The organism is Agrobacterium sp. 22-223-1, assembly GCF_053522385.1.
The window spans coordinates 1,624,258-1,639,089 of sequence record NZ_JBNWCN010000001.1 but is presented as its reverse complement, the minus strand read 5'-3'; the positions used below and the strand labels follow the sequence as shown (position 1 = coordinate 1,639,089).

Genomic DNA, 14,832 nt, shown 5'->3' with positions numbered 1-14,832 from the left:
CGGCGTCATCCTTGGGCTTGTCCCAAGGATCTAATCACGTCGTATAAAATTGCGGCGTTGCAGATGCTCGGGACAGGCCCGAGCATGACGAAGGAGAGGGTTGTGCATATCGCACGAACTCTCCCCGCAACAAAAGCCTAATCCTTCTTGATCTCACCCATGCGGTTCCACGCATCCAGCCCGGCAATCTTATAGGCTTCCGCGAGCGTGGGGTAATTGAACGTATTCTCGACGAAATATTCCACAGTGCCCTTCAGGTTCAGCACCGCCTGGCCGATATGCACCAGTTCGGTCGCGCCTTCGCCGACGATGTGGACGCCGAGCAGGCGGCGGGTTTTGAGCGAGAAGATCATCTTCAAGAGGCCGCTGTCGAGACCCATGATGTGGCCGCGTGAGGTTTCGCGGAAATGGGCGATGCCGCATTCATAGGGAATGCCGCGTTCGATGACTTCTTCTTCCGTCAGGCCGCAGGTGGAGATTTCCGGGACGGCATATATGCCATAGGGGAAGAATTGCGGCGGTTCCCCGGCCGGTGCGCCGACGGCGTGGCGGGCGGCGATGCGGCCCTGTTCCATGGAGGTGGAGGCAAGGCTCGGGAAACCGATGATGTCGCCGGCGGCATAGATATTCGGCACCGAGGTCTGGAAGGTTTCGGGATCGACCTTCAGGCGGCCACGGCTGTCGGCCTCCAGCCCGCAGGCCGAAAGATTGAGCGTATCGGTGGCGCCGACGCGGCCGGCGGCGAACAGCACCGTCTCGGCCTTCAGCACGCGGCCATTGCCGAGCGAGACGAGGCATTTGCCGCTTTCGTCGCGCTCCACCTTTTCCGCCTTCTGGCCGAAGATCAGCTTCATGTTGCGGTCGCGCAGCTGATAGGTGAAGTCCTCGACGATTTCCTTGTCGATGAATTCCAGCATGGTTTCGCGCGGCTCCACCACCGTCACCTGTGTATCGAGCGCGCTGAAAATGGTGGCATATTCGATGCCGATGACGCCGGCGCCGACCACGACCATGGAGCGCGGCAGTTCCTTGATCTCGAGAATCTCGTCCGAATCGAGCACCACTTCGCCATCAAAGGGAATATGCGGCGGCCGGTAGGGGCGGGTGCCGATGGTCAGCAGGATGGAGGTGCCCGTCACGGTCATGATCTCGCCGTCGCTCTTCACCACCTTCATGGTGTTGGCGTCGATGAAGCTCGCCGTGCCGCGAATGTGCTGCACGCGGTTGCGGGCGAACTGGTGTTCCAGCACTTCCACTTCGTGATCCAGCGTGATGAGCAGGCGACGGCGCAGGTCTTCGGCATCGATCTCCTGCTTGACGCGATAGGCGCGGCCGTAAAAACCACGCTCGCGCCAGCCGGTGAGGTTGAGCGCCGTCTCGCGCAGGGTCTTCGATGGAATGGTGCCGGTGTGCACGGAAACGCCGCCGACGCGGCTGCCCTTCTCGATGACCAGAACCCTCTTTTCGAGCTTGGCTGCCTGAATGGCGGCCCGTCTTCCCGCCGGGCCGCTGCCGACAACAATCAGATCGAACTGGTGCATGAAAAACCCCGGAACAGAATTATTGCAATGACCGGATGTTGCATCCGGCATGGCGTCGCCGCGAAATGGTCGTGATGCCATTTTGACGATGGGGAGTGATTCCCCTTCAGCCTTGCCCGCAAGAGTGCAATGCAACAAACGCCTGCGTCAATCTGTAGCGTAAGAATCTGACGGATTCGTAACTGGGGGTGAGGTTTCAGGAGGTTGTGCGATTCATGGAGGGTGGCGGTGCGTGGAGCTTACCCCCCTCTGCCCTGCCGGGCATCTCCCCCTCAAGGGGGGAGATCGATCTGCGGCGATGTCTCGTCCATCTTGAAGCTTGAGAATGAAGCGACAAGAGGGCCTCTTGCCGATCTCCCCCCTTGAGGGGGAGATGCCCGGCAGGGCAGAGGGGGGTAAGCCCCGCGCACTTCGGTCGACTTTTCCTGAAAACGCCCTAAAACCCAAACAGCATCATCCCGCCCAGCGTCGCCGGTCGGGGATACTCTGCGTCGGGCGATTGCCCGGCTGCGCTTTGGTTGAGGTTGGTGTGGGTCGGATGCGTTGCGCAGCCGGGTCTTTCACCATGCCGTATTTCGCAAAAGGCGGTGCACCGCCTTTTGCGAAATGGTCCTTTCCACGAACGTTGCCAGCGTTCCACCACCAGGACCGTCCCTCGGTTTCCGCCACGTCTGGCGTCCACCCGGCGGGACTGCGTTTAATCTAACAGCGCGTCGCGGGGTGGGGAAAAGCGGGGATGAATTTTCCGGCGTCAGTCTTCCTTGCGGGTGACATGGCGGTGAAGTGCTGCAAGGTCCTGCCGGAGCGCGGCCAGTTCGGCCAGCACCTTCACATCGATCTTTTCATGCAGGGACAGAACCTCAAGCTCGGCCTTCAGGTTCACCTCGTAGTCCTTGGCGGCCTCGAAGCGGTCGCGGGCGGCCTGGCGGTTCTGCGACATCATGATGATCGGCGCCTGAATGGCCGCCAGCATGGAAAGCAGCAGGTTGAGGAAGATGAAGGGGTAGGGATCGAAGGCGCCGGTCGTCAGGATGATGGTGTTGATGACAGCCCAGAAGATCAGGAAAAAGCAGAAACCGAGGATGAAACCCCAGGAGCCGCCGACCTTGGCGATATTGTCGGCCAGCCTGTCGCCGAAACTGGCGCCAGCGGAAAATTCCGCATTGGTGTCGCTCGAAACCAGCTTCTTCTGGTGCGACAGTTCCAGAATGCGCCGCTCCACTTCGCCGATTTCGCGAGAGGAGCGCTTGAAATGCGAAACGATATAGTCGGAGATATCTGACACGGTGTGTCTCCGGTTCTGATGGGCGATGCGGATGTTATCCCGAGATAAACCCGCATGGCGGTGGAATTCAAACGATTTCCACCGCCATGCGGTTCAGGCGTCCCCGCCGAAAAACATCAGACCGATGGCGCGCCCTCGTGCAGCCAGTTGAAACCGGGGAAGAAGCGCTCGCGGCCATATTGCTGGCCGAACATCATGTCGAATTGCAGCAGGCGGTAGTCGCGCACCACGTCGGGAACGGCGTTCGGGGCAATCGACCAGTCGGGCAGGGCCTTGCCGTCGGTCGTCACCAGCATATGTCGGTCGATGACGGAAAAGGCCTGCTGCACTTCGCCAAGCGTGCCGGTGTAGAAGGGATCGGAGAAGCCCGCCGTTTTCAGCACATGATAGGGCAAAAGCGCCGGGCTGATGGTGCCGATATTCTTGCGCACGCCCTTTTTGGAAGACCAGACGACGAGCGGCGTCTCGTGTTCCTTCTTCATCACCTCCACCGGCGCGCGGCGGCTGGCCACCATGCCCGGCATGTAGCCGCTTTCCACGAAGGTCTGGCCGAGCGGCGGCAGGTGATCGCCGAAGAGGACGATGATGGTTTCACGGTCGCGCTTCTTTGCCCAGCGCATCAGTTTCAGCAGCGCTTCGTCAGCCTCCGCCACCCCTTGAGAATAGGTGGCGAGCGCCTGCGAGGCCGAGGCGGATAGATCGCCTTCGACGCCGATGGTGTTTTCGGCGTAACGGGTCGCCTCGTAGGGACCATGTCCCTGAAGGGTGACGGCGAAGAGGAAGAGCGGGTTCTGCGCCTTTTCGGCCGTCGCCATGATCTCGTCCATAAGCGCATCGTCGGAGGCGAAATTGCCGCGTTTTTCCATGGCCGGCAGCGTCTCTTCGGAGCGGAATTCCTCGAAGCCGAAATTCCTGTAGACCTGCTTGCGGTTCCAGAACCATTCCTGGAACGGATGCATGGCGATGGCGGAATAACCTTCGCCACGGAAGAAGCTGGCGAGCGAGGGCACCGGGCGGCGGATATATTGCTGATAGGGAATGCTGCCATAGGGCAGGAAGGCGTTGGAAAAGCCGGTCAGCGCCTCGAATTCCACATTCGCCGTCATGCCGCCGAATTCCGGGGAAAAGACATTGCCGGACTGTTTGGCGCGGATCGTCGGCATGGGATCGGCGGAGAGGCTCACATTTTCCAGCCGCGTCGGATCCCACAGCGACTCGCTCATCAGCATGATGACATCGGGGTAATCGCCCTTGTTGGCGGCGAAGGCGGTGGGTTCCGCGGTCAGGTCGGCAATGCTGTTTTCGCCGTAACCCTGCGGCGCCGAGACATTGGCCATCGGAATATTGAAGGCGAAGGCCATCAGGAAGCCGTTATGGCGGTAATTTTCCTGCTGATCCCACATCATGGGAATGATGTTGAGGCGATCGCGCACCCAGGAATAATGCGAATAGTCCATCAGTGAGGCGAGCCCCGCAAGAAGCGGCAGCGCCATCGCGAGACCGGCGGCGCGTTCGCGCCAGCTCAAGCCCGGTGAATGGCGGCGCGCCAGCAGCCACAGCGCTGCGAGAGCGGCAATCGTGGCGCAGATGCCGAGGGCGACGAGGGCTGCCGTCATCGGCTGGGCCTTCAGCATGGTCGGCAGAAGCTCAAGAATCTGCCGGCCGAACAGCAGGTCGGATGGATAAAGCGGATCGGAAAGATAGGTCTGTTTCTGTGCCGAAATCAGCCCCGTCAGCGCGCAGAGCGGCGCAAGCGCGATCAGCGACAGGTAACGCCTGCCAAGAAGTGCATCCAGCGCCACGAGAAGGGCGAGCACGGCGGCAATGGTGGTCATGCCGGGGCGGGCGGAGGAGGTGAGGAAAGCGCCGACATCCGTGAGCGAACCGCGGGCGATCCACTCCAGCGCCACGACCAGCACGACGGACGCGACCGTCAGATTGGCAAGCGGATAGGCGATGCCCGAAAGCTTGGAAAGGCTCCTTGTCCATGCAGGCGAAAAGACGAAACCAGCCTTTTCGGAAGCCGTTGTTTTTGGCGCCGAATCTCTCAAACCCATACTCCGGTATTGCAGGCGGCACGGCCGATCCGGGGAGGTGAATCGGGTGTCGCAAAAGTGTCATGTAACTGTCACATAAGCGCGATGAACGCGACATGAACTTTGAAGAGTCTGGCCGGTGCGGCGATAACCTTAGCGTGAACGCGCGCGGCCGAAGCGTAACGGACGCCGCCATGCAATTGCCGCGTTGCGGAGCGGCCACGGGCGCGGTATTGAAAAGCCATGAGCGACAGACACGATATCCAGAACCATCTCCGGATTGCCGTCGGGCAGTTCAATCCCACCGTTGGCGACGTGGCGGGCAATCTCGCCAAGGCGCGCGAGGCAAGGGCCGATGCGGCGACGCAGGGCGCCGATCTTCTGCTCCTGACGGAGCTGTTCATATCCGGCTACCCGCCGGAAGACCTGGTGCTGAAACCGGCTTTCCTGAAAGCATGCCTGAAAGCCGTGGAAGAGCTGGCGGCGGAAACCGCCGATGGCGGACCGGGCATCGTCATCGGTTTTCCGCGACAGGGCGAGACGGGCCGGCACAATTCCGTGGCGCTTCTGGATGGCGGCAAGATCATCGCGCTGCGCGACAAGATCGACCTGCCGAATTACGGCGAGTTCGACGAGAAGCGGGTTTTCTCCGAAGGCTCGATTTCCGGTCCCTATAATTTCCGTGGGGTCAGGATCGGCATTCCGATCTGCGAGGAAATCTGGAACGATATGGGTGTCTGCGAGACGCTTGCCGAAAGCGGGGCGGAAATCCTGCTGGTGCCGAACGGTTCGCCCTATTATCGCGGCAAGCTGGATGTGCGCCATCAGGTGGCGCTGCGACAGGTGATTGAAAGCGGCCTGCCGCTCGTTTTCGCCAACCAGTTGGGTGGGCAGGATGAGCTGGTGTTCGACGGCGCGAGCTTCGGCTTCAATGCCGACAAAACGCTCGCCTTCCAGATGAGTCAGTTCGAGGCCACACTTGCCGTCACCGACTGGAAACGCACGGCAGACGGCTGGCATTGCGATAGCGGACCTTTCTCGAAGATTCCCGAAGGCGAGGAGGCGGATTACCGCGCCTGCATGCTGGGCTTTCGCGATTACGTCAACAAGAACGGCTTCAAGAGCGTGGTTCTCGGCCTTTCCGGCGGCATCGATTCGGCGATCTGTGCCGCCCTTGCCGTCGATGCGCTGGGCGAGGAGCGGGTGCGCTGCATCATGCTGCCTTACCGCTATACTTCGGAGGAATCGCTGAAGGATGCGGCCGATTGCGCCAAGGCGCTGGGCTGCCGTTACGATATCGTGCCGATTTCAGAGCCGGTGGAAGGATTCCTCTCGGCGCTTTCCGATCTCTTCGAGGGCACGGAAGAGGGCATTACCGAGGAAAACCTGCAGAGCCGCACGCGCGGCACCATCTTGATGGCCGTCTCGAACAAGTTCGGCTCCATGGTGGTGACGACGGGCAACAAGTCGGAAATGTCGGTGGGTTATGCCACGCTCTACGGCGACATGAATGGCGGTTTCAACCCCATCAAGGACCTCTACAAGATGCAGGTCTATGCCATTTCCAGCTGGCGCAATGCCCATGTGCCGCCGGGCGCGCTCGGCCCTTCCGGTGAGGTGATCCCGGCCAATATCATTTCCAAGGCCCCCTCGGCCGAATTGCGCCCCAACCAGACCGACCAGGATTCGCTGCCGCCCTATCCGGTGCTGGACGATATTCTGGAATGCCTCGTCGAGAAGGAAATGTCGGTTGAGGAAATTCTGGCTCGTGGCCATGATGTGGCGACGGTGCACCGGGTGGAGCATCTGCTCTATCTCGCCGAATACAAGCGCCGGCAATCGGCGCCGGGTGTGAAGATCACCAAGAAGAACTTTGGGCGTGACAGGCGTTATCCGATCACCAACCGGTTTCGGGATCGATGATTGAAGGAAGGCGCGGGTAGCGGATGCTTTGCCCGGCGTTGCCGTGCGTTTCTTCTCCCCGCCGGGGAGAAGGTGGCCCGAAGGGTCGGATGAGGGGGCAACCTCTCGGTCTATCGCTGACGTCGCCCCCTCATCCCGCTGCCGCGGACTTCTCCCCCGCGGGGAGAAGAAACAAGCGGCATGCGCTCGTTCCACAACAAGCCTTCGTGTTTAAGCAAGCGGCGCGGAGAAAACCCCGCGCCGTTCACTTACCTTAAATAACTTGTCCCACATCGATGCGGTTGCCATCCGGGTCCTCAAACACAAAGGCCCTGAGACCGTAATCCTTGTCCTGCAGGCCCTTGATGATGCGCAAGCCCTGGCTCTTGCAGAGCGCATGCAGCGCGTCCACATCGCTCACCATCATATGCGCCACATTGAAGGGTGCTGCCTTGTGTGCGGGCTGCAATGTCAGGTGCAGCTCGGCATTGCCCTGTTTGAGGATCATGAAGCCGACAGGGTTGCCGTTTTCGAAGGTCTTTTCGAAGCCCAGCACGCCAACGTAAAAATCATGGGCCTTTTCGATGTTTTTGACAGGAAGCATTGCGGCGATCCGGCCGAAGCGGATGCCGTGATCGGCGATGGTATTCATCGCGGAACCTCGGATCTGGGAGAAACGGCAAAGGTCGCGGACGGTGCCGGAGCGCTGGCGTTTTTTCTGGTTTGAATTTGCAGGACGGTGCCTGCCGCCCTAGGATCATAATCGAGGCGATGGCGGATGCAAACGGAATGTCTGCACCGGGCGCTTTGAACGAGACACCGACACGCCCGGGAGGCAGAATGCGCAGCTCCATCGAAATCTTCAACATCCGCACCCGGCAGATGCGGGTGGTGTGGCAGACGCCTGATCTTTTTGAAGCGCCGAACTGGTCGCCGGATGGAAAATACCTGCTGCTGAACAGCGAAGGGCTGCTTTACCGCCTGTCTCTTGCCGGTGATATTTCGCCGCAAAAGGTCGATACCGGCTTTGCGACGCTCTGCAACAACGATCACGGCATTTCGCCGGATGGTTCGCTCTACGCCATTTCCGACAAGGTGGAATTCGGCAAGAGCGCCATTTATCTCATGGCCTCGGCGGGCGGTGCGCCGCGGCTGATGACGAAAAATCTTCCCTCTTACTGGCATGGCTGGTCGCCGGATGAGAAAGGTTTTGCCTATTGCGGCATTCGCGATCAGGTCTTCGATATCTATTCGATGGATATAACAAGCGGCGTCGAGACGCGGCTGACCCATGGCGAAGGCCGCAATGACGGGCCGGATTATTCGCCGGACGGTGAGTGGATCTATTTCAATTCCAGCCGCACCGGGCGAATGCAGATCTGGCGCGTGCGGGTGGATGGCTCAGCCGTCGAGCGCATCACCGACAGCCCCTATGGCGACTGGTTTCCGCACCCGTCTCCGAGGGGAGACAAGGTGGTGTTCGTTTCCTATGACGGCGACGTTTTCGACCATCCGCGCGATCTCGATGTGCGGGTGCGGCTGATGGATATGGATGGCGGCAATGCCGAGACGCTGTTCGAACTTTTCGGCGGGCAGGGAACGATGAATTCGCCCAACTGGTCACCGGATGGGGACGAGTTCGCTTATGTCAGGTATTTCCCGGTGGAATGATGGGGATGAGGCAGGCCACATTGCCGCACCGCCGGCAGGATGCTTGCATCCGCAAACTTTTTTGCCCATAGCTTGCCTGTCAGGTGCCTGCCCTTGCGGCGGGAGAATCGGGAATCCGGTGAAAGACCGGAACGTGCCCAGCGCTGTGAGGCGGACGTTCTTTTTTAAAGCCACTGGAGCAATTCGGGAAGGCGAAAAGGGCGGATGAAGCCAAGTCAGAAGACCGGCCTGACGGGATAGACCGAACCGCGCGGACGGCGGCAGGTTGTTGTCGAGGCGGGGTGCGCATTTGCGCCCGGTCTTCGCATTGTTGGGGATAAACGATGCCAGCCGATTCGTCCGTAAGCAATCCGCCCGGCGCCAGTTCGTTCGATCACGCGCTCTCGCCCGCCCGCCCGTTTTCCTGTGAGGAACGCGAGGCGATTTACCGCGCCATCGAGACCCGTCGTGACGTGCGCGACCAGTTCCTGCCGGACCCGCTGCCGGACGATCTGGTGGAGCGTCTTTTGAAGGCGGCCCATTCCGCACCCTCTGTCGGTTTCATGCAGCCGTGGAATTTTACCCTCGTCACCGATGGCGCGATCCGTCAGGCGGCCTTCGTGGCCTTCAGCCGCGCCAATGAGGAGGCGGCGGCGATGTTTACGGGCGAGCAGCAGGCGCTTTATCGCAGTCTCAAGCTTGAAGGCATCCGCAAGGCGCCGCTCAGCATCTGCGTCACCTGCGATCCGACGCGCGGCGGCAAGGTGGTGCTGGGCCGCACCCACAATCCGCGCACGGATGTCTATTCCACCGTCTGCGCCATCCAGAATCTCTGGCTCGCGGCGCGCGCCGAAGGCATCGGCGTCGGCTGGGTCAGCATTTTCCACGATAGCGACATTCGCACCATTCTCGATATTCCCGACCATATCGAAATCGTCGCCTGGCTTTGCCTCGGCCGTGTCGATGCGCTCTATAACGAGCCGGAACTGGCGGTGAAGGGCTGGCGACAGCGCGTGCCGCTGGAGGAACTGGTGTTCCGTAACCGCTGGGGCGGGGTGTAGAAGCGGAGGCCTGTGAACAAAGCGGGACGTTGCCGCGTGTTTCTTCTCCCCGCCGGAGAGAAGGTGGCCCGAAGGGTCGGATGAGGGGGCAAGCTCTCCGAATATCGCTGACGCCGCCCCCTCATCCCGCTGCCGCGGACTTCTCCCCCTCGGGGAGAAGAAGCAAGGGGAGCGCGCTCGCTCCGCGATGTATGTCACTGCTGCGGCTGTATACCCTTCAATGCCGGGTTCTTCAGGTCGATCCGGCCCGTCTGGTCGGGCAGGAATTTCGGGCCTATGACGCGGACGCGGCTATCGTTCGGGTCATAGTCGCGTTCGGGAACGGGCTGTTCCGGCGGCTTGGCAGCCTGTTGCTGTTCGGTGGGTTTTTCAGCCTTGTCACCTTGCGGTGATGGAATGGTGGTGATGCCGGAATAGGGTTTTTCGGGCTGCGGCCGGGCGGCCTCTTCCTGCTTTTGCATTTCATTGTGATAGGCGGCCATGTTGCAGGCGCAGCCCGGCGCTTTTGCTGTGGCGTTCCTGTAAGCGAAGGCGGTTGGCAGCTCTCTGTAGGGTTTGCCTGTTTCCGCCGAAACCATATCGGCGGTTTCCTGATCCGTCATGGAGTGGAAATAAAGCTCCGTCTCGGTGCCCGGACACATTTTCTCGCACTGCTCCGCCTGGGCGCGGAAATCGAGCGGCGAGGCATTGGAAGCGATGGGGAAAAACGAGCCGTCGCAGGTGCGCACGCAGAGTGTGCGAAGCCCGCCCTCGGCGGCGTTGGGGTAGGGCGAAAGCCCCGCCTGTCCCGGCTCGTCGCCGTTCTGCGGGCCATTCTGCCGAAAAGCGTCGGGATAACGCGTTACATCCGGAGGCGGCGGCAATTGCGTTTCCGTTTGCGGCAGGGTGTTGCAGCCATTGGCATCGAGGGCGGCAAGAATGCGCTGACGCCTGATGTCGCCGTCGTCGCTACGCGCTGCCGCCATGGCGTCGTCGCGGTCACGGATGATGGCGTCGCGCTCGCTTTCTGCTTCCGCCAGCGCATCGCCGATTTCGGCGCAGATACCGGCATTGGGATTGCCGTAGACGATGACGCTGCCGGATGAGCAGCCATAGCCGCGCAAGTCGTTCCTGATCTTGCGGATGACGATATTCTGGCGGGCGAGCGCATTGGCGTAACGCCGCACCTCGGCCGTATTGCCGATGACGCGGGGCGGCTCGCGCAATTGCGCATAAAGCATATCGCAGACCTGATCCGCGAAAGCGGCGGCCGGGGCGACGAAAACAAGGGGAAGCAGGAGGCCGATGATGCGGCTGCGGCGGGTCAATTGTTCGATCCGTTCGATGTCCCCGGCCGGTGGCAGGGGCGTTATACTTCACGAAATCCGTGTTTCGGGAAGATAACATAAGCTGTTGCCGCAAGGCGGCAACAGCCTGTTCAAAATTGCGTTAATAGGGCCTCTATCACACCGAAGGATGCGAGGCCTGCACGACGGCAAAGGCCGCCATGTTGACGACGCCGCGCGAGGTGACGCTGGGCGACAGGATATGGGCGGGCAGGGCCGTGCCGAGCAGGATCGGGCCGACATGCAGGCCTTCCGTCAAGGTGCGGGTGACGCCGAGGGTGATGTTGGCGGCATCGAGGTTCGGGAAGACCAGAAGGTTCGCTTCGCCGGTCAGCACGCTGTTCGGCATGGCGCGCTTGCGCAGCGCTTCCGAAAGGGCCGAACCGCCCTGCATTTCGCCGTCAACTTCCAGTTCCGGTGCGGCTTCCTGCACGATCTTCAGGGCACGGCGCATCTTGCGGGCGCTTTCGGAATCGCGCGAGCCGAAATTGGAATGGCTGGCGAGGGCGATCTTCGGCGTGATGCCGAAGCGGCGGATTTCCTTGGCCGCGAGAATGGCCATTTCCGCCACTTCCTCGGAGGTCGGATCGTAATTCACGAAAGTGTCGGTCAGGAACAGCGCACCCTGCTGGGTGATGAGCAGGCTGAGGCCGGCGAAGGAACGCACGCCTTCCTGCTTGCCGATGATCTGGTTCACGTCGCGCAGGTGGCGGTCGTAACGGCCTTCGAGGCCGCAGATCAGCGCATCCGCTTCGCCGCGCTTCACCGACAGTGCGCCGATGACGGTCGTGTTGGTGCGCACGATGGTGCGGGCTGCTTCCGGGTTGATGCCGACGCGGCCGACAAGGGCGAAATAGTCATCGACATAGTCGCGGTAGCGCGGATCGTCTTCCGGGTTGACCACGGCGAAATCCGTATGCGGGCGAATGCGCAGGCCGAAGCGCTTCAGGCGCGTTTCGATGATCTGCGGGCGGCCGATGAGGATCGGAATGCCGGTGCCTTCTTCCAGAAGCACCTGGGCGGCGCGCAGCACGCGCTCGTCTTCGCCCTCGGCAAAGATGATGCGCTTCTTTTCGGCGGCCTTGGCGGCATTGAAGACCGGCTTCATGATGAAGCCGGAGCGCCAGACGAAACGGTTCAGCTGGTCGAGATAGGCTTCGAAATCGGTGATCGGCCGGGCGGCGACGCCGCTTGCGGCCGCAGCGCGGGCAACGGCGGGCGCAATGCGCAGAATGAGGCGCGGATCGAAGGGCGAGGGGATGAGGTAGTTCGGGCCGAAGACCGGCGTTTCGCCGCTATAGGCCTTTGCGGCCACTTCGGAGACTTCCTCCCGCGCGAGTTCGGCGATGGCCTGCACGGCGGCCATCTTCATTTCCTCGTTGATCGTGGTCGCGCCGCAATCGAGCGCGCCGCGGAAGATATAGGGGAAGCAGAGAACGTTGTTGACCTGGTTCGGGAAATCCGAGCGGCCGGTGCAGATCATCGCATCCGGACGGGCCGCACGCGCCGCCTCCGGCATGATTTCCGGATTGGGGTTGGCAAGCGCCAGGATCAGCGGGTTTTCCGCCATGCGCTCCAAGAGTTCCGGCTTCAGCACGCCGGCGGCGGAAAGGCCGAGGAAGACGTCGGCGCCGTCGATGGTTTCGGCCAGGACGCGCTTGTCGGTCTTCTGGGCGTAAACTTCCTTCCACTCGTCCATCAGCGTGTTGCGGCCGTCATAAACGAGGCCTTCGATGTCGTGGACCCAGATGTTTTCTTTCTTCGCGCCCATGGCGACGAGGAGGTTGAGGCAGGCAAGCGCCGCCGCACCTGCACCCGAGGCGACGATCTTGACGCTCGAGAGCGATTTTCCGGCGAGTTCCAACGCATTGGTGACGGCGGCGGCGACGATGATCGCGGTGCCGTGCTGGTCATCGTGGAAGACCGGGATATTCATCTTTTCGCGCAGCTGACGTTCCACCTCGAAACATTCCGGCGCCTTGATGTCCTCAAGGTTGATGCCGCCGAAGGTGGGCTCCAGCGCTGCGATGGTGGAGACCATGTCGTTGATGCCGGGCGCATCGATTTCGATATCGAAGACGTCAATGCCGGCGAATTTCTTGAAGAGAACGGCCTTGCCTTCCATCACCGGCTTGGAAGCGAGCGGGCCGATATTGCCGAGGCCGAGCACTGCCGTGCCGTTGGAAATGACGGCGACGAGGTTTGCGCGGGCGGTATATTCCGCCGCCGTTTCCGGATTTTCATGGATGGCGAGGCAGGGGGCGGCTACACCCGGCGAATAGGCAAGCGCCAGATCGCGCTGGTTGCCGAGCGGCTTGGTGGCCTGGATTTCCAGCTTGCCGGGGCGCGGATAGCGGTGGAAAAAGAGCGCCTGTTCCTCGATATCGGCCTTTGCCGTGTTGGCGGGCGTGTTGTTCTTATCGTGAGAGGTCATTCTTCCACCGTCATGTCTGGTTCAATTCCGGCCCCCTGAATACAACAAACTTCCCCGTGGTACAGCCGTTATTTGACCGTACCTTATGCAAATGCGGCCATGGCTTATTCGCGTTTTCGTGAAGGCTTTCGTCATATTCCCTATAAAAACCGGCGTCTGTCATGTTGCTGAAACACGAGTCTGGTTCTGAGAGGTAAGAAAGCCGCAGGGACGCAACCGAACAGGGGGATGAAATCCGTGGCCGGTCAAATCGAAACCAGACAGTTCAGAACGCTTTTCATTTCGGATGTTCATCTTGGCTCCAAGGCGGCCAAGACGGACTATCTGCTCGACTTCCTGAAACATCACGAGGCCGAGACGATCATTCTCGTCGGCGACATCGTCGACGGCTGGCGTCTGCGCCGCAGCTGGTACTGGCCGCAGGGCTGCAACGACGTGGTGCAGAAGCTTCTGCGCAAGGCCCGCAAGGGAACGCGCATCGTCTATATTCCCGGCAATCACGATGAATTCCTGCGGGAATTTCCCGGCATGCATTTCGGCGGCATCGAAGTGGCCGAACGCATGATCCATGAGGCGGCCGACGGCAAGAAGTATCTCATCATCCATGGCGACGAGTTCGACGTGGTGGTGCGCAACGCCCGCCTGCTCGCCTATCTCGGCGACTGGGCCTATGATGCGGCGATTGCGCTCAACATCGCCATCGCCGCCGTGCGCCGCCGCATCGGCCTGCCTTACTGGTCGTTTTCGGCCTGGGCCAAGCTTCAGGTCAAGCACGCCGTCAACTTCATCGGCGAATTCCAGCGCGTGGTGGCCGAAGAGGCGCGCCGCAACAATGTCGACGGCGTCATCTGTGGCCACATTCACCATGCGGTGATGGAAGACATGGACGGCATCCGCTACATCAACACCGGCGACTGGGTGGAAAGCTGCACGGCGATTGCCGAAAACGCCGATGGCAGCTTCGAGCTGATCACCTGGATGCAGACGAGCGACGTTACCGCCGAGCAGGCATCGGACGAGATGGAGCCGGTGGATATTCCGGGGCTGATCGGGAAGCACGCGGCCTGAATTGGGGCGTTTGACGGGCGCTGACGATAGGCTCGTATGGAATGCCGCATTCGATGAGTGGCAATATCCGCACACCGTCATCCCGGCCTTGAGCCGGGATCCAGCGCGATCAAGTCTTTGATCGCGTAAGACTCTTCTCACCGCGCAGACGCGCCGTGGCTGGATGCCGGATCAGGTCCGGCATGACGGAGGAGAGGTTCTAAAATCTTCCCTGTGACTCTTTGAGTAAGGCATGCGGAAGATACCGCCTTGGCGCGCGGTGCCTGAGCGAGACTTCTGCAATTCCGGCGGGGCCGGATAACCACGCCTTCCTCATAGACGAGCCCTTCCGTCATTTAAGGCGAGCGGGTGCGTTTTTTCGCCTTCTCCCCGCCGGGGAGAAGGTCGCGGCAGCGGGATGAGGGGGCAAGCTCTCGGCCCATCGTTGACCTCTCCCCCTCATCCGACCCTTCGGGCCACCTTCTCCCCGGCGGGGAGAAGAAACAAGGGGCGACGTTGTGGATCACTTTGTCTCACTGCTTCCAATACCA

The 14,832-nt window shown here is 61.1% G+C and carries 10 protein-coding genes and 1 riboswitch; of the genes, 4 read left to right on the top strand and 6 right to left on the bottom strand.

Annotated elements, in window-relative coordinates; translation table 11 throughout:
* Window positions 1–137: 137 nt before the first annotated feature.
* The 3 genes from sthA to ACQZ60_RS08100 form a co-directional block, all read right to left on the bottom strand.
* Complete coding sequence (gene sthA / locus ACQZ60_RS08110) at window positions 138–1,541, bottom strand: Si-specific NAD(P)(+) transhydrogenase (RefSeq protein ID WP_448735033.1); 1,404 nt, start codon at window positions 1,539–1,541, stop codon at window positions 138–140.
* 751 nt (window positions 1,542–2,292) lie between these two features.
* Window positions 2,293–2,826 (bottom strand): DUF1003 domain-containing protein, encoded by a 534-nt coding sequence (locus ACQZ60_RS08105; protein WP_448735032.1) that lies wholly within the window; start codon window positions 2,824–2,826, stop codon window positions 2,293–2,295.
* 116 nt (window positions 2,827–2,942) lie between these two features.
* Window positions 2,943–4,883, bottom strand: coding sequence for an LTA synthase family protein (locus ACQZ60_RS08100; RefSeq protein WP_448735031.1), 1,941 nt, complete (start codon window positions 4,881–4,883; stop codon window positions 2,943–2,945).
* Between the two features lie 222 nt (window positions 4,884–5,105).
* On the opposite strand from ACQZ60_RS08100, the gene ACQZ60_RS08095 reads away from it, so the two are divergent.
* Window positions 5,106–6,785 carry an NAD+ synthase gene (locus ACQZ60_RS08095; protein WP_059760145.1) on the top strand — a complete coding sequence of 560 codons (1,680 nt, stop codon included), beginning with the start codon at window positions 5,106–5,108 and terminating at the stop codon, window positions 6,783–6,785.
* 253 nt (window positions 6,786–7,038) lie between these two features.
* Here the strand turns inward: ACQZ60_RS08095 and ACQZ60_RS08090 are convergent, their stop codons facing one another.
* A complete protein-coding gene (locus ACQZ60_RS08090; protein ID WP_059760143.1) occupies window positions 7,039–7,416 on the bottom strand; it encodes a glyoxalase superfamily protein in 378 nt (125 codons plus the stop codon).
* A 188-nt stretch (window positions 7,417–7,604) separates the two neighbouring features.
* Here ACQZ60_RS08090 and ACQZ60_RS08085 point away from each other — a divergent pair, with 188 nt between their 5' ends.
* Complete coding sequence (locus tag ACQZ60_RS08085; protein WP_059760141.1) at window positions 7,605–8,435, top strand: TolB family protein; 831 nt, start codon at window positions 7,605–7,607, stop codon at window positions 8,433–8,435.
* Window positions 8,436–8,499: 64 nt separating this feature from the next.
* Window positions 8,500–8,681, top strand: a riboswitch (cobalamin riboswitch).
* 77 nt (window positions 8,682–8,758) lie between these two features.
* Window positions 8,759–9,475 (top strand): 5,6-dimethylbenzimidazole synthase, encoded by a 717-nt coding sequence (gene bluB, locus ACQZ60_RS08080; protein ID WP_059760139.1) that lies wholly within the window; start codon window positions 8,759–8,761, stop codon window positions 9,473–9,475.
* A gap of 194 nt (window positions 9,476–9,669) precedes the next feature.
* Here the strand turns inward: bluB and ACQZ60_RS08075 are convergent, their stop codons facing one another.
* Both ACQZ60_RS08075 and ACQZ60_RS08070 read right to left on the bottom strand, forming a co-directional pair.
* Window positions 9,670–10,782 (bottom strand): DUF2865 domain-containing protein, encoded by a 1,113-nt coding sequence (locus ACQZ60_RS08075; RefSeq protein ID WP_031233649.1) that lies wholly within the window; start codon window positions 10,780–10,782, stop codon window positions 9,670–9,672.
* 136 nt (window positions 10,783–10,918) lie between these two features.
* Complete coding sequence (locus tag ACQZ60_RS08070; protein ID WP_020809546.1) at window positions 10,919–13,234, bottom strand: NADP-dependent malic enzyme; 2,316 nt, start codon at window positions 13,232–13,234, stop codon at window positions 10,919–10,921.
* A 228-nt stretch (window positions 13,235–13,462) separates the two neighbouring features.
* Between ACQZ60_RS08070 and ACQZ60_RS08065 the strand changes: the two genes are divergently transcribed.
* Window positions 13,463–14,302 (top strand): UDP-2,3-diacylglucosamine diphosphatase, encoded by an 840-nt coding sequence (locus ACQZ60_RS08065; protein ID WP_004433026.1) that lies wholly within the window; start codon window positions 13,463–13,465, stop codon window positions 14,300–14,302.
* The last annotated feature ends 530 nt before the right edge of the window (window positions 14,303–14,832 follow it).